This is a genomic window from Micromonospora saelicesensis (genome assembly GCF_900091575.1).
Taxonomy (GTDB): Bacteria; Actinomycetota; Actinomycetes; order Mycobacteriales; family Micromonosporaceae; genus Micromonospora; species Micromonospora saelicesensis.
In genome coordinates this window covers 263,509-282,325 of record NZ_FMCR01000008.1, presented here as the reverse complement: position 1 = coordinate 282,325, position 18,817 = coordinate 263,509, and the positions used below count along the sequence as shown (strand labels likewise).

General features: G+C 69.0%; 17 protein-coding genes, 1 tRNA gene and 1 pseudogene. 7 read left to right on the top strand and 12 right to left on the bottom strand.

The window, feature by feature from the left end; all coding sequences use genetic code 11:
- Positions 1-512: 512 nt before the first annotated feature.
- Positions 513-2,024: a 30S ribosomal protein S1 gene (rpsA, locus tag GA0070561_RS29700; protein WP_091407939.1), complete on the bottom strand. Its 1,512-nt coding sequence runs from the start codon at positions 2,022-2,024 to the stop codon at positions 513-515.
- A gap of 483 nt (positions 2,025-2,507) precedes the next feature.
- Here rpsA and GA0070561_RS29695 point away from each other — a divergent pair, with 483 nt between their 5' ends.
- The 4 genes and pseudogenes from GA0070561_RS29695 to GA0070561_RS29680 all read left to right on the top strand — a co-directional run.
- Positions 2,508-3,314 carry a class I SAM-dependent methyltransferase gene (locus tag GA0070561_RS29695; RefSeq protein WP_091407936.1) on the top strand — a complete coding sequence of 269 codons (807 nt, stop codon included), beginning with the start codon at positions 2,508-2,510 and terminating at the stop codon, positions 3,312-3,314.
- Positions 3,315-3,368: 54 nt separating this feature from the next.
- The gene (locus tag GA0070561_RS29690) at positions 3,369-3,974 is read left to right on the top strand and encodes a Uma2 family endonuclease (RefSeq protein ID WP_091407934.1); all 606 of its coding nucleotides are present in this window, start codon (positions 3,369-3,371) and stop codon (positions 3,972-3,974) included.
- Between the two features lie 36 nt (positions 3,975-4,010).
- Positions 4,011-4,229, top strand: coding sequence for a hypervirulence associated TUDOR domain-containing protein (locus tag GA0070561_RS29685; protein WP_091407932.1), 219 nt, complete (start codon positions 4,011-4,013; stop codon positions 4,227-4,229).
- Positions 4,216-4,560: pseudogene (locus tag GA0070561_RS29680) on the top strand (DUF3140 domain-containing protein); the annotation flags it as partial. The gene GA0070561_RS29685 and the pseudogene GA0070561_RS29680, both read left to right, overlap by 14 nt.
- A gap of 167 nt (positions 4,561-4,727) precedes the next feature.
- On the opposite strand, the gene polA reads toward GA0070561_RS29680, so the two are convergent.
- Positions 4,728-7,427: a DNA polymerase I gene (gene polA / locus GA0070561_RS29675; RefSeq protein ID WP_091407926.1), complete on the bottom strand. Its 2,700-nt coding sequence runs from the start codon at positions 7,425-7,427 to the stop codon at positions 4,728-4,730.
- A 218-nt stretch (positions 7,428-7,645) separates the two neighbouring features.
- On the opposite strand from polA, the gene GA0070561_RS29670 reads away from it, so the two are divergent.
- A complete protein-coding gene (locus GA0070561_RS29670; RefSeq protein ID WP_091407924.1) occupies positions 7,646-7,957 on the top strand; it encodes a hypothetical protein in 312 nt (103 codons plus the stop codon).
- Positions 7,958-8,186: 229 nt separating this feature from the next.
- Here the strand turns inward: GA0070561_RS29670 and GA0070561_RS29665 are convergent, their stop codons facing one another.
- From GA0070561_RS29665 to GA0070561_RS29620, 10 genes are all read right to left on the bottom strand, one after another.
- A complete protein-coding gene (locus GA0070561_RS29665; RefSeq protein WP_091407922.1) occupies positions 8,187-8,993 on the bottom strand; it encodes an amino acid ABC transporter ATP-binding protein in 807 nt (268 codons plus the stop codon).
- Positions 8,993-9,970 carry an amino acid ABC transporter permease gene (locus GA0070561_RS29660; protein WP_091407919.1) on the bottom strand — a complete coding sequence of 326 codons (978 nt, stop codon included), beginning with the start codon at positions 9,968-9,970 and terminating at the stop codon, positions 8,993-8,995. The genes GA0070561_RS29665 and GA0070561_RS29660 overlap by 1 nt, the downstream gene beginning before the upstream one ends.
- 3 nt (positions 9,971-9,973) lie before the next feature.
- On the bottom strand, positions 9,974-10,885 hold the full coding sequence (locus tag GA0070561_RS29655) for an ABC transporter substrate-binding protein (RefSeq protein WP_091407917.1): 912 nt from the start codon (positions 10,883-10,885) through the stop codon (positions 9,974-9,976).
- Positions 10,886-10,922: 37 nt separating this feature from the next.
- A complete protein-coding gene (locus GA0070561_RS29650; RefSeq protein WP_091407914.1) occupies positions 10,923-11,633 on the bottom strand; it encodes an ABC transporter ATP-binding protein in 711 nt (236 codons plus the stop codon).
- The gene (locus GA0070561_RS29645) at positions 11,623-12,414 is read right to left on the bottom strand and encodes an ABC transporter ATP-binding protein (RefSeq protein WP_167362530.1); all 792 of its coding nucleotides are present in this window, start codon (positions 12,412-12,414) and stop codon (positions 11,623-11,625) included. Before GA0070561_RS29645 ends, GA0070561_RS29650 begins: the two co-directional genes overlap by 11 nt.
- A 46-nt stretch (positions 12,415-12,460) precedes the next feature.
- A complete protein-coding gene (locus GA0070561_RS29640) occupies positions 12,461-13,570 on the bottom strand; it encodes a branched-chain amino acid ABC transporter permease (RefSeq protein ID WP_091407909.1) in 1,110 nt (369 codons plus the stop codon).
- Entirely contained in the window at positions 13,567-14,517 is a 951-nt protein-coding gene (locus tag GA0070561_RS29635) for a branched-chain amino acid ABC transporter permease (protein WP_091407906.1), read from the bottom strand. The genes GA0070561_RS29640 and GA0070561_RS29635 overlap by 4 nt, the downstream gene beginning before the upstream one ends.
- 109 nt (positions 14,518-14,626) lie before the next feature.
- Positions 14,627-15,787 carry a branched-chain amino acid ABC transporter substrate-binding protein gene (locus GA0070561_RS29630; RefSeq protein WP_091407903.1) on the bottom strand — a complete coding sequence of 387 codons (1,161 nt, stop codon included), beginning with the start codon at positions 15,785-15,787 and terminating at the stop codon, positions 14,627-14,629.
- 257 nt (positions 15,788-16,044) lie between these two features.
- Positions 16,045-17,214 (bottom strand): Kelch repeat-containing protein, encoded by a 1,170-nt coding sequence (locus tag GA0070561_RS29625; protein ID WP_244166488.1) that lies wholly within the window; start codon positions 17,212-17,214, stop codon positions 16,045-16,047.
- Between the two features lie 13 nt (positions 17,215-17,227).
- A complete protein-coding gene (locus GA0070561_RS29620) occupies positions 17,228-17,848 on the bottom strand; it encodes an ANTAR domain-containing response regulator (RefSeq protein WP_091408093.1) in 621 nt (206 codons plus the stop codon).
- 97 nt (positions 17,849-17,945) lie between these two features.
- Between GA0070561_RS29620 and GA0070561_RS29615 the strand changes: the two genes are divergently transcribed.
- Both GA0070561_RS29615 and GA0070561_RS29610 read left to right on the top strand, forming a co-directional pair.
- Positions 17,946-18,020, top strand: a tRNA-Leu gene (locus tag GA0070561_RS29615).
- Between the two features lie 36 nt (positions 18,021-18,056).
- Positions 18,057-18,806 (top strand): transcriptional regulator, encoded by a 750-nt coding sequence (locus tag GA0070561_RS29610; protein WP_091408091.1) that lies wholly within the window; start codon positions 18,057-18,059, stop codon positions 18,804-18,806.
- Positions 18,807-18,817 lie beyond the last annotated feature (11 nt).

Here is an 18,817-nt window from a genome sequence, read left to right as displayed (position 1 = left end):
CGCTCGCGCCCCGACGCCCAGCATCCGGCCCCGGTCGCGGTCCCGGCTCCGCGCCCCAGTCCCGGCTCCGCGCCCCGCGCCCCGCGCCCCAGTCCCGGCTCCGCGACCCGCGACCCGCGCCCCGCGCCCCGCGCCCCGCGCCCCGCGCCCCGCGCCCCGCGCCCCGCGCCCCGCGCCCCGCGCCCCGCGCCCCGCGCCAAGATCGTGCTCGAAGCAGGATTTAGTGGTGTGCGGCGCGCCCGGGAGGCCACTACAACATGGATCGAGCACGATCTTGGAGGCCCGCACCAGCCGCCGGGCTCACCGCGGCCGCCACAGCGCCCCGGCCCCCGGCGCACCACGCCAGCAACTCGCCTGGGGCACGCCGCGCCCGCAACTCGCGCCCCCCGCACCTCGCGCCCCCGGGCACGCGCCGCCCACGGCGAGTGCGGGGCACGGCCGGTACGGCGAGGGCCCCGCCCCCAGCGATCCGGAGATCGCGGGGACGGGGCCCGTCGTCGTCGTTCAGCGGGTCACTTACCGCCGGCGAGCTTCTCCCGCAGTGCGGCGAGCGCCTCGTCGGTGGCCAGCGTGCCGGCCGGCTCCTCGGCCTGCCGGCTCGGGGCCGGGCTGGACGAGGAGGTGGTGCCACCGCCACCGCCACCGGCAGCGGCCGGAACGGCCGGAGTCGGGTTGGCGGCAGCCTCGGCGTCGGCGGCCCGAGAGGTCTGCACCTGCTTGGTGTGGGCCTCCCAGCGCAGACGAGCCTCGGCGTACTGGTTCTCCCAGGTCTCGCGCTGCTTGTCGTACCCCTCGAGCCACTCGCCCGTCTCCGGGTCGAAGCCCTCGGGGTAGATGTAGTTGCCCTCGGTGTCGTACGTCGCGGCCATGCCGTAGAGGGTCGGGTCGAAGTGCTCCTCGCCCTCGACGAAGCCCTCGTTGGCCTGCTTGAGCGACAGCGAGATCCGGCGGCGCTCCAGGTCGATGTCGATGACCTTGACCATGACCTCGGAGCCAACCTGGACGACCTGCTCCGGGATCTCCACGTGGCGCTCGGCCAGCTCGGAGATGTGGACCAGGCCCTCGATGCCGTCGTCCACGCGGACGAACGCACCGAACGGAACCAGCTTGGTGACCTTACCCGGCACGATCTGCTGGATCGCGTGGGTGCGGGCGAACTGCCGCCACGGGTCTTCCTGGGTCGCCTTCAGCGACAGCGAGACCCGCTCGCGGTCCAGGTCGACGTCCAGGACCTCGACCTCGACCTCCTGGCCAACCTCGACGACCTCGGACGGGTGGTCGATGTGCTTCCAGGACAGCTCGGAGACGTGCACCAGACCGTCGACGCCGCCCAGGTCCACGAAGGCGCCGAAGTTGACGATCGAGGACACGACGCCCTTGCGGACCTGGCCCTTCTGCAGCTTGTTGAGGAACTCGGTGCGCACCTCGGACTGCGTCTGCTCCAGCCAGGCCCGGCGGGACAGGACCACGTTGTTGCGGTTCTTGTCCAGCTCGATGATCTTGGCCTCGAGCTCCCGCCCGACGTACGGCTGCAGGTCGCGCACACGACGCATCTCGACCAGGGACGCGGGCAGGAAGCCGCGCAGCCCGATGTCGAGGATGAGGCCGCCCTTGACCACCTCGATGACCGAACCGCGGACGACGCCGTCCTCGTCCTTGATCTTCTCGATCGTGCCCCAGGCCCGCTCGTACTGCGCCCGCTTCTTGGAGAGGATCAGACGACCCTCCTTGTCCTCCTTCTGGAGGACCAGGGCCTCGATGTGGTCGCCAACCGTCACAACCTCGGCGGGGTCCACGTCGTGCTTGATCGACAACTCCCGAGAGGGGATGACACCCTCGGTCTTGTAGCCGATGTCGAGCAGGACCTCGTCCCGATCGACCTTGACGACGGTGCCTTCGACAATGTCGCCGTCGTTGAAGTACTTGATGGTCTCGTCGATCGCGGCGAGGAATGCCTCCTCGGAACCGAGATCGTCGTGGGTGACCCGGGTGGCGCTCGAGGGGGCCTCGATGCTGCTCGTCATGTGGGCGGTTGCTCCGGTCGGTGGGTTGTCACAGCAGGCTGGTGTGTCGCAGTGACCTGTTCGCGCCAGCGGATCCGTCGCCGGGCACACCGAACGATCGCCTAGTGAGATCATGATGTGGCTCCGTCGACCGCGCACCTGCTCCCTGCCGAGGCAACGCGATCCGCGAGCGCATCGTCTAGCCTACCGTGCGCATTACCACAGCGTGCAAGCCCTCCCGGGTTCTCTTCATGCGATGACCTGCGAAAGCCGAACAATCGCCCGGAAAAGACCCCTGCTGTCTCCTGCGTCACAGCAGCCCCTCCCGCCCCGCCGGCGCGCACCGGCTTGATCGACCCGGCTTCCTGGATGTGGTGCGGCCCGCCCGCTCGGACACCGCGACCTCACCGAAGACGAATCGATCAAGCCCGCCGGGCGAGGAGTCGCGCAGATCGTGGACGCGCCGCCGTACCCGATGGGGCGGGTGGGGCCTAGCGTGAGCGCGTGGATGACGACAGCCGGGTTACCCGGCGCCGGGTGGGTGACGCCGAGGCCCGGCGCGCCAACCGCGGCTGGTGGGACACCGACGCCGACGACTACCAGGCCGAACACGGCGCGTTCCTCGGCGACGTGGACTTCGTGTGGTGCCCCGAGGGCCTACGCGAGGCCGACGCCCGGCTGCTCGGCGACGTGTCGGGGCGGCGGGTGCTGGAGGTGGGCGCCGGCGCCGCGGCCGCCGCCCGCTGGCTCGCCACCCAGGGCGCCCGGCCGGTCGCCTTCGACCTGTCCGCCGGCATGTTGCGGCACGCCGCCGAGGCCGCCGACCGCACCGGGGTACGCGTACCGCTGGTGCAGGCCGACGCGCTCGCCCTGCCGTTCGCCGACCGGTCGTTCGACGTCGCCTGCACCGCCTTCGGCGCGATCCCGTTCGTGGACGACTCGGCGGCGCTGCTCGCCGAGGTGCACCGGGTGCTGCGCCCAGGCGGTCGGTGGGTGTTCTCGGTGACCCACCCGATGCGGTGGATCTTCCTCGACGACCCCGGCGAGGGCGGCCTGACGGCTGTGCACTCGTACTTCGACCGCTCCCCGTACGTGGAGCAGGACGAGAGCGGCGTGGCCACCTACGTCGAGCAGCACCGCACCCTCGGCGACCGGATCCGCGAGCTGGTCGGCGCCGGGTTCCGGCTGCTGGACCTGGTGGAGCCGGAGTGGCCGGAAGGACACGAGGGGATCTGGGGGCAGTGGAGCCCGCTGCGCGGACGACTCTTCCCCGGCACCGCCATCTTCGTCACCGAGAAGCCCGCCGGGTGAGCGCCGCACGCGGGGTGCGACGGACCCACACGTCACCGGCGCTACGGTCCCCCGGTGAGCGCATGGCCGAATCCGACATCACCGGACCGCTGGCGTCCGCACCCGGCACGTCAACAGCGCGCCGGTTATCAGCTCGCCGACCTACGGAACCTGCCGGACGACGACTCCAGGCGCGTCGAACTCGTCGACGGAGCCCTTCAGGTGGCGCCCTTCCCGACCCTGGTTCACCAGGACATCTGCGGCCTGCTCTGGGCGTGGCTGCGAGGCCACGCACCGGCGGACGTGCGGGCCACCCAGGCCGTCGCGGTCGAGCTCAGTCACGACACCAGCCGGTGCCCGGATGTCCTGTTGTGCCGCTCCGACGTACCGTCCGACCGGTCCTCGCTACGGCCGCAGGATGTCGTGCTCGCCGTGGAGATCGTTTCGCCCGGCACGCGACGGATCGACCGATTCGCGAAGCCCTGTGAGTACGCCGCCGTCGGCATCCCGTTCTACTGGCGCATCGAGCAGGACCCGGTGCACGTGTACGCGTACCGGATCGGCGACCGGGTGGGGCCGGGCGGTGAGCGGCAGTACGAACTGGTCGCCGACGGGCCCGACGTGATCGAGTTGACCGAGCCGTTCGACCTCAAGCTGCCGGTCGCCGAGATCACCCCATAGTCGTTTCGCCCTGGCCGCCTCGGGTAGCCGACGACCATGGCCGAACAGAGATTCCACAAGGGCGACCATGTCTCCTGGTCGGCCCACGGCAGCCGCGCGTACGGCGTGGTGCGGGGGACGATCACCGAGCGGACGCGGATCCGCGGGCGGGCCGTGAACGCGGACCCCGACGACCCGCAGTACCGGGTCCGCAGTGACGGCACGGGCCGCGACGTGGCCCACCGCCCCGAGGCGCTGCGTCATGAGCAGAAGTGACGACGGCCGGGACACCTACCGGGAGTTCACCGAAGCGGTGAACATGAAGCCCGGTGAGCTGTCCACGTGGCTGGAGACCGACGAGTCGAAGCAGGTCGGCTGGCACAAGGGCGGTCGTGCTGGTGGTGGCGAGTCCGTCGGGCACGAATCCGGGCGGAAGATCATCAACCTGCTCCGTCGCAAACGCGGTGACCTGTCCGACGGCGACTACAAGCACATGCGCAAGGTCGTCGGCTACGTACGCCGGCACATGGCGCAGCGCCCCTCCGGCAATGTCCGCGACACCAAGTGGCGCTGGTCCCTCATGAACTGGGGCCACGACCCCCTGAAGTAGCCGGTCACCCGCCGCGAGATCCGCGCAACGTCGATGACACGCCAGCGGCCACGACCAGGACGACCGAGTCAGGGGTTCCGGGGCAGCCCGACCCACGCAGGGATCAAGCCTGACCGCCCGGAGTACGTCGGGCCGCCCCGGAACCCCCCACCCGCAACCCAGAATCAGTGATCGGCGCTGTTCCAGTCCCGGCCCAGACCGACCGACACCTCCAGCGGCACCGACAACGGGTAAGCCTCGCCCATCTCCCGCCGGACCAGGGCCTCCAACGACTCCCGCTCACCCGGGGCGACCTCGAAGACCAACTCGTCGTGCACCTGCAACAGCATCCGTGAGCCCAGCCCAGCCTCGCGCAGCGCGGTGTCGACGTGCAGCATCGCCACCTTGATGATGTCGGCGGCCGAGCCCTGGATGGGGGCGTTGAGGGCCATCCGCTCCGCGATGTCACGGCGCTGCCGGTTGTCGCTGACCAGGTCGGGCAGGTAGCGGCGTCGGCCGAGGATGGTGGAGGTGTAGCCGTCCTGGCGGGCCCGGGCGACCACCTGCTGGAGGTAGTCGCGCACCCCACCGAAGCCGGCGAAGTAGTTCTCCATCAGCCCGCGCGCCTCTTCGGTGCTGATGGTGAGCTGTTGGGACAGGCCGAAGGCGCTCAGGCCGTACGCCAGGCCGTAGTTCATGGCCTTGATCTTGCGGCGTTGGTCGGGGGTGACCTCGTCGAGTGGCACCCCGAAGACCGACGAGGCGGTGGCGGCGTGGAAGTCGGCGCCGGAGTTGAACGCCTCGATCAGCGCGTCGTCCGAGCTGAGGTGCGCCATGATGCGCATCTCGATCTGGCTGTAGTCGGCGGTGAGCAGACACTCGTAGCCCTCCCCCACCACGAAGGCCCGACGGATCCGACGGCCCTCCTCGGTGCGGATCGGGATGTTCTGCAGGTTGGGCTCGGTGGAGGAGAGCCGACCGGTGGCCGCCACGGTCTGGTTGAAGGTGGTGTGGATCCGGCCGTCGTCGGAAACCGACTTCAGCAGCCCGTCGACTGTCGACTTGAGCTTGGCCACGTCCCGGTGACGCAGCAGGTGGGCCAGCACCGGGTGCGGTTGCTGCGCGTAGAGCCACTGCAGGGCGTCGGCGTCGGTGGTGTAGCCCGTCTTGATCTTCTTGGTCTTCGGCAGACCCAGCTCGGTGAAGAGGATCTCCTGCAACTGCTTGGGCGAGCCGAGGTTGAACTCCCGACCCACCGCCTCGTACGCGCCCTGCGCGGCGGCCTTCACCTCGGCGGCGAAGTGGGCCTCCAACTCGGAGAGATAGTGGGTGTCGGCGGCGATGCCGGTGCTCTCCATGGTGGCCAGCACCCGCATCAGCGGCAGCTCCACGCCGGCCATCAGCCGGGCGGACTGCTCGCCGTCGCGGGACAACTCGGCGTCGATCGCGTCGGCCAGGTCGAGGGTGGCACGGGCCTGGAGCATCAGGTTCTGCTCGACCACCCCTTCGTCGCCGAGGCCGTCGAGGGTGAGCTGACCGGACTCCGGGACGTCCACCCGCAGCTCCCGGTGCAGGTAGCGCAGCGCCAGGTCGGTCAGGTCGTAGGACCGCTGGTCGGGGCGGGCCAGGTACGCGGCGATCTGGGTGTCCCGGACGATTCCGGCGAGCCGCCAGCCGTGCGCGGCGCAGGCCAGCACGGCCGGCTTGCTGTCGTGCAGCACCTTGGGGCGCTGCTCGTCGGCCAACCAGCTGGCCAGGGCGCCCTCGTCGGTCGGGTCGAGCGTTGCCGGGTCGACCCAGGCCGCCGCGCCGCCGGCGGTGGCCAGCGCGAGACCGGTGATCGAGGCGGTGTGCCGGCGGTTGGGGCCGGTGTCGAGCTTGACCGCCAACCCGACCGGGGTGCCGGTCGGAACGTGCGTGGTCAGCCACCCGGCCAGCGCACCGGGCTCGGTGAGCACCTCGCCGGTGAGGTCGAAGCCGGACTCGGCCTCCGGCTCGACCGCCTCCAGGTACTGGTAGAGACGGTCGCGCAGGATGCGGAACTCCAGGGTGTCGAAGACCTGGTGCACCGCCTCCCGGTCCCAACCCGTCCAGCGGCTGTCCTCCGGGCGCAGCGGCAGCTCCAGGTCGGAGACGAGGCAGTTGATCTCGTAGTTGCGGATCACGTCGGCGAGCCGTTCCCGCAGGCTGTCGCCGGCCTTGCCCTTGATCTCGTCGGCCCGGGCGATCACGCCCTCCACCCCGCCGTACGTGGTGATCCACTTGGCCGCGGTCTTCGGGCCGACGCCCGGGATGCCGGGGAGGTTGTCACTGGTCTCGCCGACCAGCGCGGCGAGGTCCCGGTACTGCTGTGGCGGAACGCCGTACTTCGCCTCGATCGCCGCCGGGTCCATCCGGGCCAGGTCGGAGACGCCCTTGCGCGGGTAGAGGACGGTGATCTGATCGTCGACCAGCTGGAACGCGTCGCGGTCACCGCTGCTGATCAACACCGACATGCCCTGGTCGCGGGCCTGGCAGGCGAGCGTGGCGATGACGTCGTCGGCCTCGAATCCCTCTTTCTCCACCACCGGGATCTGCAGCGCGGCCAGGACCTCCTTGACCAGGCTGACCTGGCCCTTGAAGTCGGTCGGGGTCTCGCTGCGGCCGGCCTTGTACTCCGCGTACTTGTCGGTGCGGAAGGAGTGGCGGGAGACGTCGAAGGCCACCACGATGTGGGTGGGCTGCTCGTCGCGCAGCACGTTGATCAGCATCGAGGTGAAGCCGTACACCGCGTTGGTCGGCTGACCCGTCGTGGTGGAGAAGTTTTCCACAGGCAGGGCGAAGAACGCCCGGTATGCCATGGAATGTCCGTCGACGAGGAGCAGGCGCGGTGTCGTAGCTGTCACGGCAGCGACTCTAGTCCGTAGCCCTGACAGATCCGCCGACCACCTCGCGCAGAGGGGTCACCACCTCAACCACTCCGCGAGCTGAGGTCGGCGGTGCGGCCGGGAGGACCTCTACTGGCCGCATGCCCGTCGTCGGCGACGACCCTGCCGCCGACGGGGCAGCGATGATTGTGTCCATCGATTAGGTTGATTGCAACTTCGATCAACGGGGGTTGCGAATGCGTAAGACGATCATGCAAGTCGTCGTGGCGATGCTTGTCGCGGCGGGTGGGCTCACGGCCACGGCCGCCCCGGCTCAGGCGGGCGGCTGGATCACGATGTCCTTCTACTATCCCTCGGAGCTGCCCCAATGCGAGGCCGACGGCCAAGCGAAGGTGGCCGCCGGTTACACCACCTACTGGTGCGCACCGGGGTTCAGCGGTAGCCGTCCAGTCGCGGCTGAGCGCATCGCCGGTTCGGCAACCACCCAGGCCGTGGCCTGCGATCGGTGCGGTACGCGCGGCTTCTGGCTCCGGCTCTACATCAGCTAGCCCGATTCGCCAAGATGGCGAAACGCCTGGCGGTTCCTCCGCCGGAGCGCGTGTACGCGCTCCGGATCCAACAGACCGACAGGGCGCAGATCCCGGTCTGATGGACTGCGAGCCGGCCGGTGAGGGCACCCCTCACCGGCCGGCTCGTTCGTCCCGCATTGGCTGTCAGGCCACGTCGAGGTAGGCCTCCTTGACCGCAGGGTCATGCAGGAGTTCCTGACCCCCGGGCTCAGAGCACCTTGGCCAGGAACGCCTTCGTCCGGTCGTGCCGGGGGTTGGCGATCACCTCGCGCGGGGCGCCGGACTCCACCACCACACCGTCGTCCATGAAGATCAGCGAGTCGCCGACCTCCCGGGCGAAGCCGATCTCGTGGGTCACCACGATCATCGTCATGCCGTCGCGGGCCAGGTCCTTCATCACGTCGAGCACCTCGCCGACGAGCTCCGGGTCGAGCGCGCTGGTGGGCTCGTCGAAGAGCATCAGCTTCGGCTGCATCGCCAACGCCCGGGCGATGGCCACCCGCTGCTGCTGCCCGCCGGAGAGCTGCCCAGGGTAGTTGCCCAGCTTGTCGCCGAGCCCGACCCGCTGGAGCAGCGCGGCGGCCCGGTCCCGGGCGGCGGCCTTGCGCTCCCGGCCCGACAGCACCGGCGCCTCGGCGACGTTCTGCAGGGCGGTCATGTGCGGAAAGAGGTTGAACCGCTGGAACACCATGCCGATCGCGCGGCGCTGGGTGGCGATCTCCTTTTCCCGCATCTCGTGCAGCTTGCCGCCGCGCTCCCGGTAGCCGATCAGCTCGCCGTCCACCCGGATCCGGCCGGCGTTGATCTTCTCCAGATGGTTGATGCAGCGCAGGAACGTCGACTTGCCCGAGCCGGAGGGTCCGAGCAGACAGCAGACCTCTCCGCTGCGGACCTCCAGGTCGATGCCCTTGAGCACCTCCACCGACCCGAACGACTTGTGCACCTGCTCAGCGCGGACCATCACGCCGTCGCCAGCCGTTCCCGCGGCCCCCGCCGGTGTCGTCACCTGTGTCATCACCGACCCGCCTCGCTCGCGCTACCGCCGGCCTCCGCGGTGATCCCGCGCAGTCTGATCTTCGCCTGGGCGCTCTTGCCGAACCCCTTGGAGAAGTGCCGCTCCAGGTAGTACTGCCCGACGAGCAGCACGCTGGTCAGCAGCAAGTACCACAGGCAGGCCGCCACGTACATCGGGAAGACCTGGAAGGTCCGGTTACCCACGGCCTTGAGCTGGAAGAACAGCTCGGTGGAGACCGGCACGAAGGCCACCAGCGAGGTGTCCTTGAGCATCGCGATGGTCTCGTTGCCGGTCGGCGGGATGATCACCCGCATCGCCTGCGGCAGCACGATGCGGCGCAGGATCTGGGTACGGCTCAGGCCCAGCGCCTGTGCCGCCTCGGTCTGCCCCTCGTCCACCGACTGGATCCCGGCCCGAACGATCTCGGCCATGTACGCCGCCTCGGAGAGCCCGAGCGCCAGCATGCCGGCGACGAATCCCGTGAGGATCTCCAGCGCGGAGAAACCGAACAGACGTGCCTCGAAGTCGTTGACGCCGAAGAGCGCGCCGATCTGCCGATCGAACGGGAGCCCGAACTCGATCCGGGCCCAGAGGATGCCGAGGTTGCCGAAGAGGATCGCCAGCACCAGCCGGGGCACCGCTCGGAAGAACCAGGTGTACGCCCAGGAGACGCCCCGCAGGATCGGGTTCTCCGACAACCGCATGATGGCGACGACGACGCCGAGGCTGACGCCGATCACCATGGCGAGCACGGTCAGCGCGAGCGTGCCGCGCAGACCCTCCATGATCGGCGGCCGGAACATCTCGTCGACCATGAACGCCCAGTTGAACGCCTTGTTCGTCACCAGCAGGTGGACGAACATGGCCACCAGCACCCCGATCACGGCGACCGCTACCCAACGCCCGGGATGCCGGACGGGCACGGCCTGGATGGGTTCCGGCCGTGCCCGTTCGGTTGTGTCCGTTTCCGACGACATGCGTCAGCTGGCGGGGTTCAGCGCCGAGGAGGTGATGGCGCCGCCCTCGACGCCCCACTTCTTCAACGCGGTCTGGTACGAGCCGTCAGCGATGACCGCTTGGACGGCCTCCTTGAGCACCTCGGCGAAGGCGGTCTGGTCCTTCTTGACGGCGTAGCCGTACGGGGCGGACTCGTAGATCTCGCCGACCAGTTCCAGCGAGCCGTTGCTCTGCTTCACCGCGTACGCCCCAACCGGCGAGTCGGCGAGCATGGCGTCGTTCTTGCCGCTGAACACGGCGGCCGTGGCGTCGCTCTGCGCCTGGTACTGGTCGATGGTGATCGCCGGCTTGCCGCCGGTGGTGCACTTCTTCGACCGGGCGGTGATGTCGTCGAACTGCACGGTGCCGGTCTGCACGGCGATCTTCTTGCCGCAGGCGTTCTCAATGTCGATCTTGGCCGCGTTGCCGGCCTTGGTCACCCACTGGGTGCCGGCGGAGAAGTAGCTCACCATGTTGACGCTCTTGAGCCGCTCGGCGTTGATCGTGAACGACGACACGCCGATCTCGTACTTGGCGGAGTCGACACCGGGCAGGATCGCGTCGAAGGGCGCCGACTCGTACTCGGCCTTGAGACCGAGCTTCTGCGCCACCGCGTTGAACAGCTCGACGTCGAAGCCGACGACCGTCTTGCCGTCGGCGTCGAGGAACTCCGCCGGGGCGTACGTCGAGTCGGTGCCGACCTTGATCACACCGTCGGACTTGATGGCGTCGGGCACCTTCCCGGCCAGCGCCGAGTCGGCCGCCGCCGTGACGGTCGGACCGGCGCCGGGCGAGCCGCTGTTCTCCTTCTCCCCACACGCCGTCAGCGAGAGGGCGATCAGCGCCGCACTGGCGGCACCGAGCGCCGCCCGACGGGCACCGTTGGTATTGAACATGTCTCTGCACTCCTTGCGTGAGGGGTGTGACGGCCGCTCAGGCCACGCCGAGGTAGGCCTCTTTGACCGCCGGGTCGTGCAGCAGCTCGGCGCCGGTTCCGGTCTTGACGATCTTGCCGGTCTCGAGCACGTACGCCCGGTGCGCTCGGGCCAGCGCCTGCTGCGCGTTCTGCTCCACCAGCAGGACGGTGGTGCCCTGCTCGTTGATCTCCTTGATGATGTCGAAGATCTGTTGGATCAGCATTGGCGCCAACCCCATCGAGGGCTCGTCGAGCAACAGCAGCTTGGGCCGGCTCATCAGCGCCCTACCGACCGCCAGCATCTGCTGCTCGCCGCCGGAAAGGGTACCTCCGGCCTGCTTACGTCGCTCCGCCAGCCTGGGGAAGAGGTCGAGCACCCGGGCCAGGTCCTCGGCGATCCCGGCGCGGTCGCGCCGGGTGTACGCCCCCATGTCGAGATTCTCGAGCACCGACATGCCGGGGAAGATCCCCCGACCCTCGGGCGCCTGGCAGAGCCCTCGCCGGACCCGCAGGTCCGCCCGGAGCTTGGAGATGTCCTCGCCCTCGAAGCGGATGCTGCCGGTGGCGATGGGCCGAATCCCGGAGATCGCCCGCATGGTGGTCGACTTCCCGGCGCCGTTGGCGCCGATCAGCGCGACGATCTCACCCTCGGCCACGGTCAGGCTGATGCCGTGCAACGCCTGGATCCGCCCGTAGAGCAGGCTCACATCGTCGATCTCAAGCAACATCGTCCGGCACCCCCAGGTACGCCGCGACCACCTTCGGGTTGTCCCGCACCTCGGCGGGCAGCCCCTCGGCGATCTTCTTTCCGAACTCCAGCACGACGATCCGGTCAGTGACGCCCATGACCAGGCGCATGTCGTGCTCGATCAGCAGCACGGTCACGCCGGTGTCCCGGACCTGCCGGATGAGCTGGAGCAGCTCCTCCTTCTCCGCCGGGTTGAAGCCGGCGGCCGGCTCGTCCAGGCAGAGCAGCACCGGATCGGTGGCCAGCGCCCGGGCGATCTCCAACCGCCGCTGCTCCCCGTAGGAGAGGTTGCGGGCGAACTCGTGCAGCCGGTGCCGGATGCCGACGAACTCCAGCAGCCGCTCGGCCTTCTCCCGTCCCTCGCGCTCCTCGCGCCGGTGCCGAGGCAACCGGAAGAGGGCGGAGAGCACGCTGGTCTTGTGGTGCGCGTCCGCGCCGACCTGGACGTTCTCCAGGGCGGTCATCTCCGGGAACAGGCGGATGTTCTGGAACGTCCGGGCCATACCCATCTGGGTGATCTGGTGGCGCTTCTTCCCGCTGATCTTGCCGCCACGGAACCGGATCTCACCGTTGGTGGGCTGGTAGATGCCGGTCATCGCGTTGAAGCAGGTGGTCTTACCGGCGCCGTTCGGGCCGATCAGCCCGAGGATCTCCCCCTTGTAGAGGGTGAAGTTGACGTTGTCGAGCGCGACCACGCCGCCGAAGCGCAGCGTGACGTTGTCGACCTCCAGCAGCGGCTCCCGGCTGGGGACCGCCTCCATCGCCGGCGCGCCGGCCTGCGCCGGAACAGCCGGCGTCTGATCGGTGTCACTCACCGACGATCACCTCCTTGCGACGGTCTTTGAACTCCGCCGCCCGTCGTCGGTTCGGAATCAGGCCCTCCGGCCGGAAGATCATCATCACCACGAGGACCAGACCGAAGATCAGGAACCGGTACTCGTACAGCTCCACGCCGAACAGCTCGATGCCACGGAACCGCTCGATCATGTACGCCACCAGGCCACCGCCGACGATCGCGCCGACGATGTTGCCCGAACCACCGAAGATCACCGCCGCCAGGATGATGATCGAGTTGAGCAGCTCGAAGTTCTGCGAGTTGACGAAGTTCTGCTTACCCGCGAAGAGCGCGCCGGCCAGGCCGGCGATCGCGGCACCCGAGGCGAACGCCCAGAGCTTGAACTTGAACGTCGGCACACCCATCAGCTGCGCGGCGTCCTCGTCCTCCCGGATCGAGATCCAGGCCCGACCGACCCGACTGTGCGTCAGGTTCCGCACACCGATCACCACCAGGATGATCAGCGTGAGCACCAGCCAGTAGTACGGCCGGGCGTCCAGCACGCCGAAGAACGGCTTGCCGTCGGCGTACTTGCCGGGCGGGTGCGGGATCTGGTTGAAACCCCGCTGGCCCTTGAGGAACTCCGAGCTGACCGCGGCGATCCGGATCATCTCGGCGAAGCCGAGCGTCACGATCGCCAGGTAGTCACCGCGCAGACGCAGCGTCGGCGTACCGAGCATGACACCCGAGAGCATGGTCAGCCCGATCGCCAGAGGCACCACGAGCAGCCACGGCCAGAGCGTCTTGAGGTTGCTGCTCGGCGAGGTCAGCACCGCGACGGTGTACGCGCCGACGGCGAAGAAGCCGAAGTAGCCCAGGTCGAGCAGGCCGGCGAAACCGACCACGATGTTCAACCCGACGGCCAGCAGCACGTAGATCGAGACGGTGAACAGCACCTGCGTGAAGTTCGCACCGGGGGTCGGGATCGGCCCGAGATACTGGTAGAACTCCCTGTTCGGCAGCGCGTAGAAGAACGCGATCACCGCGACCAGCAGCGCCCAGCGCACCCAGCGCGGCGCGCCACGCCACCGTTCTCCGGCCGCCTCGCGGCCGGAACGCACCCTCTCCAGGACGGTCGTCATGCCCGTGCCCTCCCCAGCGATTCGCCCAGCAGACCGGTCGGCCGGAACATCAGCAGCACCACCAACACCGCGAAGGCAGCGAAGTCCTTCCACTGACTGCCGAACAGACCTGCCGCGTAGTTCTCCACGACGCCCAGCAGCAGGCCACCGATCAGCGCGCCGCGCAGGTTGCCGATACCACCCAGCACCGCGGCGGTGAAGGCCTTGAGCCCCAGCAGGAAGCCGACGCTGTAGGTGAGGGTCTGGATCCGCACGTCGTAGAGCAGACCGGCCACGCCGGCCATGGCACCACCGGTGATGAAGACCATCAGGATGATCCGGTCCTTGTTCACACCCATCAGCGCGGCGGTGTTGGCGTCCTGGGCCACGGCCCGGATGCCCCGGCCGGTACGGCTGCGGTTGATGAAGAGGTCCAGCAGGACCATCATCAGCAGCGCCGCGCCGATCGTCAGCAGTTGCACCGAGTCGATCGGCACGCCGAAGAGATGGAACAGCGGCTTGCTGCTCACCAGACTGGGCGCGCCCTCCGGCAGTCGGCGGGTCCAGATGCCGAAGGCCTCGGAGATCGCGATCGAGGCGCCGATCGCGGTGATCAGGAAGGCCAGCGGCGGGGCGTTGCGCTTACGCAACGGTCGGTACGCCACCCGCTCGATCACCGTCGCGGTGCCCGCCGAAGCGATGGCGGCGACGATCATCGCCACCAGCAGGTAGAACAGGATCGATCCAATTCCGCTGACCTGGGAGTTCTGGTCGAGTCCAAAGCCGTTCCAGGTCCAGATCGCCGCGAACGCGCCGGCGATGAAGACCTCGGAGTGAGCGAAGTTGATGAGTCTCAGCACGCCGTAGACCAGCGTGTAGCCGAGCGCGACCAGGGCGTAGATCGCGCCCTGGGTCAGGCCGGTCGTGGTGAGTTCCCCGAAGTTGGAGAACAGTCCATTGAAGTCCAAGGGAGGGACGCTCCATCACGTCTGGAGAGAAAATTGGGGTGCGGCCGGGAGCGAGCAGCTCCCGGCCGCACCCGCGATCACAACTCAATCGCCGAAGCAGCGACCAACATCAGGACTTCGGGATCTCCTGGTCCGGGACAACCTTGCCGCCGGTGACCTTGAAGGCCCAGACCTTGACCTGAGCCGGGTCCAGCTCGCCGTTCTCGGTGAACTTGTAGCTCGCCGCGACACCCTCGCCGCTGTAGCCCTTCACGAACTCCAGCAGGCCCTCACGGGTGGTCTTGCCAGCCTTGATACCGGCCAGCAGGATGTTCGCCGCGTCGTAGGCGGTGTCGCTGTAGGTGCCCGGGTCGGTGCCGTTGAGCGCCTTGAACTCCTGCACGAAGGTGCCCCGGGCCTCAGCGGCCGGCTGGCACGGGCAGGTGAGGATGGTGCCCTCGGCCGCCGCCTGACCAGCGGAGGTGATGTACGCACCGTCGTTGACGCCGTCGCCGGCGACCAGCGGCGCGGTGACCCCGGCAGCGGTGAGCTGCTTACGGATCAGGCCAGCCTCCTGGTAGTAACCGCCGTAGAAGATCGCCTTCACGTTGGCGGCCTTGACCTTGGTGACCACGCCGGAGAACTCGGTCTGCTTGCCCTCGCCCTGGACCTTGTCCGAGCCGACAACCGCCGAGCCGAGCAGCTTCTTGACCTCGTCGGCCAGGCCGGCGCCGTACGCGGACTGGTCGTCGATGACGTAGACCTTGTCGGCCTTCATCACGTTCTTCATGTAGTTGCCGGCCGCCGGGCCCTGGCTGAAGTCGTTGCCGACCGCGCGGAAGAAGGTCTTCCACTTCTGGTCGGCCAGGCTCGGCCGGGTGGCGGACGGGGTGATGGTGACCAGGCCGGCCTCGCTGAACAGCGGGCCTGCGGCCTCGGACTCACCCGAGTAGGCCGGGCCGACGACGCCAAGGATCTTGGTGTCGTCGATCGCCTTCTGCGCCAGACCAGGTGCCTGGTCGGGGCTGCCCTGCGAGTCCAGGGAGGCCAGCTCGACCTTGCAGTCGGCGTTTTCCTTGTTGTACTTGTCGACGGCGAGCTTGACACCGTTGTTCTCGTTGATGCCGAGCGCGGCCGAGCTGCCGGTCAGCGCGCCGAAGAATGCGATCTTGCTGCCGCAGGCGTCACCGCCCCCGCCTGCCGCATCGTCGCCACTGGAGCATGCGGTTCCGCCGGCGACGAGCGCCACCATGGCGACCCCACCGATAACGCGCGCGAGCTTTTGCCTCAAGGCCCGAACCCTCCTCGTCCCATGGTCCGAACCACCCGCTGGCTATTGGCCCTTGCGGGGGCGGACGAACCAGACCGTCGTCGCCGGTCTGGGGCCGGACGTTATCCCACCGTGGAGCTGTGACGTAAGCCCCAAGCGAGCGGGTTGACCGAACCGTTACACGCCGTGGCGGATTGGAAACGATCCCTGTAAGAACCTTCGGTCGTGAAGGGTTTTCACCTTTGTTTCGTCGGCGCCGGCCAGCGGGCTTCCGTCAGCTACCGATCGAGGTCTGACACCCCTGCCCACCAGGCACGCGACGTTTTCCCATCGTCCGCCACCAGCAGCAGTCGATCTCCCGTCGAGGTCACCGCGACAGCGGTGTCTCCGCTGTCCGGTACCGGCTGCGGCATGATCATCGGCCGCCATGACTCGCCCACATCGACCGAGAGCCACAGTCCGTGACGGTCCCCGTCCCTCGTCACCGCCACCAACCTCTGCCCGACGGCCACCAGCCCGGCCGCCGACGCCACACCTGGTCCGGCCGCCCCGAATCCGCCCGCCGGCCGCCAGCCCTGCGTGGTCAGTCGCCAACTGCCGAATCCAGCCCGCACCGACCCGACCGCCACCGGCACGTCGCCAAGCACCGCCACCCGTTGCGCCTGCCCCCGCCCGTCCACCACCGGCAGGGCGGCCCGTTGCCAGCTCCGGCCGTCAGTCGAGGACCAGGCCAGCGGCGCCAGCGCGGTACCCCCGGGTGGCAGCAGCGAACCCACCATCAGCCAGCCCGACGGCACGGCGACCGCGTCGTACGCCGCCGTCCGCCCCCGCTCGTCACCAGCCAGCTCTGGTGCGCCCTCCACCAGCGTGAACCCGGCCGCGTCCGGGGAGATCCAGGCCGCCGCACCATCGATCCGACTACCGGCGATCAACCAGCCCTGCGGCCCCGCCGCCAGTCGGGCCACGTTGACCGCGCGCGGCCCGGCGTACCGCTCGAAGGGCGCATCCACCTCGTGCAGCGTGCCGTCCGACGCCTGCCTCCAGGTGCCGGTGCGGGGATTGCCGTGCGCGCCCCCGCTCTTCGCCCCGACCGCCGCCAGCCGTCCGTCCCGGCAGGCCGCCGCGGAGAGCACGTGCTGCCGGCCGTAGAACGTCACTGGCGCAGTCGGCAGCGGCACCCAGGAATTGGCGTCCGAGCTGCTCCAGGCGGCAGGACGGGTCTCCCCGGCCAGATCGATGACGCCGCCGACCACGTACCACCGGCCGGCACAGGCGGTGGCGTCGCGCAGCACCGCTCGGCCTGGCACACCCGGCGTGTCCGGCAGGACCACCGACTGCCAGGCCGGCCGGACCGGTAGCGGCTCCGCACAGTCGGGACAGGCCGAGGCCTCACAGGCAGCCACCAGCACGGCGAGAACGCCGAGCACCGCCCCCATCCGCCTCGACACGGGTCGATGCCGGTCAGGGTGCCGGGAGGGTCACCTCGCCGCCGGCGGTCTCCGCGAGGATCCGCTCGGCGACCTCTTTCATGGTCATCCGGTGGTCCATCGCCGTGCGCTGGATCCACTTGAACGCCTGCGGCTCGGTCATCCCGTACGTGGTCATCAGCGCGCCCTTGGCGCGCTCCACCGACTTACGGATCTCCAGGCGGTCGGTCAGGCTCGCGACCTCCGCCTCCAGGGCCGCGACCTCCGAGTAACGCGACAGCGCGATCTCCACCGCCGGGACCAGGTCGCTCTTCTGGAAGGGCTTCACCAGGTACGCCATGGCGCCCGCCGCCCGCGCCCGCTCCACCAGATCACGCTGGCTGAACGCGGTCAGGATGATCACCGGGGCGATCCGGGCACCGGCGATGCGCTCGGCGGCGGCCAGCCCGTCCATGATCGGCATCTTGATGTCGAGGATGACGAGGTCGGGCTTCAGCTCCTCGGCGAGGCGTACGGCTGTCTCGCCGTCACCGGCCTCCCCCACCACCTCGTAACCCTCTTCGACCAGCATCTCGGCGAGGTCCAGCCGGATCAGCGCCTCGTCCTCGGCGATCAGTACGCGCCTACGCTCGGCATCCGTCGGCGTCTCAGCCACCAGCCCTACCCCCACCAGTTCGAACGAGGCACCCGCCCAGCCGGGTGTCACCGCCTTCAGCGTAGTGGGTATCCTGTCAGGGCTGAATCAGGGAAGCGCCCTCGTAGCCCAACTGGCAGCAGGCAATGGTCTCAAACTCCATACAGTGTGGGTTCGAATCCCACCGAGGGCACAAATTTATGTCGTACGGGTGTTCGAGGATGGCCTCGTGCATCCACCTGAGATCCGTGCCCGTGCACGGCAGTTCTTCCTCGCGGGCAGCACGGTCGCGGACACCGCCCGAGCTGTCGGGCTGCCCTATCTGACGGTCTGGCATTGGTGCAACGACCGGCCGGAGGCGAAGTTCCAGGGCACACAGGACCGGTGTTTCCGCTGCCGCGAAGGTGTCGACAGTCCGACAAACCCCGAGGCCTACGCCTACCTTCTGGGTCTCTACCTGGGCGACGGCCACCTGGTGACGACGGCCCGGGTGCCGGTACTACGCATCTACTGCTCCGATACCTGGCCAGGGCTGATCGAGGCGTGCGACGTGGCCATGCGGGCCGTGCTGGCATCGAAGGTGCAACGGGTCCAGAAACAGGGTTGCGTCGGCGTGCAGAGCTACGGCACCCACTGGCCCTGTCTGCTCCCCCAGCACGGCCCAGGTAAGAAGCACGAGCGACCGATCGTCCTGGCCGACTGGCAGCGACCGATCCTCGAACGACACCCAGGTGACTTCCTGCGTGGACTGTTCCACTCCGACGGCTGTCGCATCGCCAACCGGGTAACAGTGCGCGGCAAGGCGTACGTCTACCCGCGCTACATGTTCGTCAACGAGTCGGCCGACATCATGCGGCTCTGCCAGTGGAGCCTCGACCTGCTCGGCGTCGCCTGGCGGATGAACCGACGCAACTCGCTGTCGGTGGCGCGACGCGACGCCGTCGCCACGCTGGACCGGCACGTCGGCCCCAAGTCCTGACCGGTGCGGCG

Bases quoted from the DNA above. Each gene is read 5' to 3' on its own strand.
- rpsA (WP_091407939.1), bottom strand. From the start codon at position 2,024: ATGACGAGCAGCATCGAGGCCCCCTCGAGCGCCACCCGGGTCACCCAC.
- GA0070561_RS29685 (WP_091407932.1), top strand. From the start codon at position 4,011: ATGGCCGAACAGAGATTCCACAAGGGCGACCATGTCTCCTGGTCGGCC.
- GA0070561_RS29670 (WP_091407924.1), top strand. From the start codon at position 7,646: ATGCGTAAGACGATCATGCAAGTCGTCGTGGCGATGCTTGTCGCGGCG.
- GA0070561_RS29665 (WP_091407922.1), bottom strand. From the start codon at position 8,993: ATGACACAGGTGACGACACCGGCGGGGGCCGCGGGAACGGCTGGCGAC.
- GA0070561_RS29660 (WP_091407919.1), bottom strand. From the start codon at position 9,970: ATGTCGTCGGAAACGGACACAACCGAACGGGCACGGCCGGAACCCATC.
- GA0070561_RS29655 (WP_091407917.1), bottom strand. From the start codon at position 10,885: ATGTTCAATACCAACGGTGCCCGTCGGGCGGCGCTCGGTGCCGCCAGT.
- GA0070561_RS29650 (WP_091407914.1), bottom strand. From the start codon at position 11,633: ATGTTGCTTGAGATCGACGATGTGAGCCTGCTCTACGGGCGGATCCAG.
- GA0070561_RS29645 (WP_167362530.1), bottom strand. From the start codon at position 12,414: ATGGAGGCGGTCCCCAGCCGGGAGCCGCTGCTGGAGGTCGACAACGTC.
- GA0070561_RS29640 (WP_091407909.1), bottom strand. From the start codon at position 13,570: ATGACGACCGTCCTGGAGAGGGTGCGTTCCGGCCGCGAGGCGGCCGGA.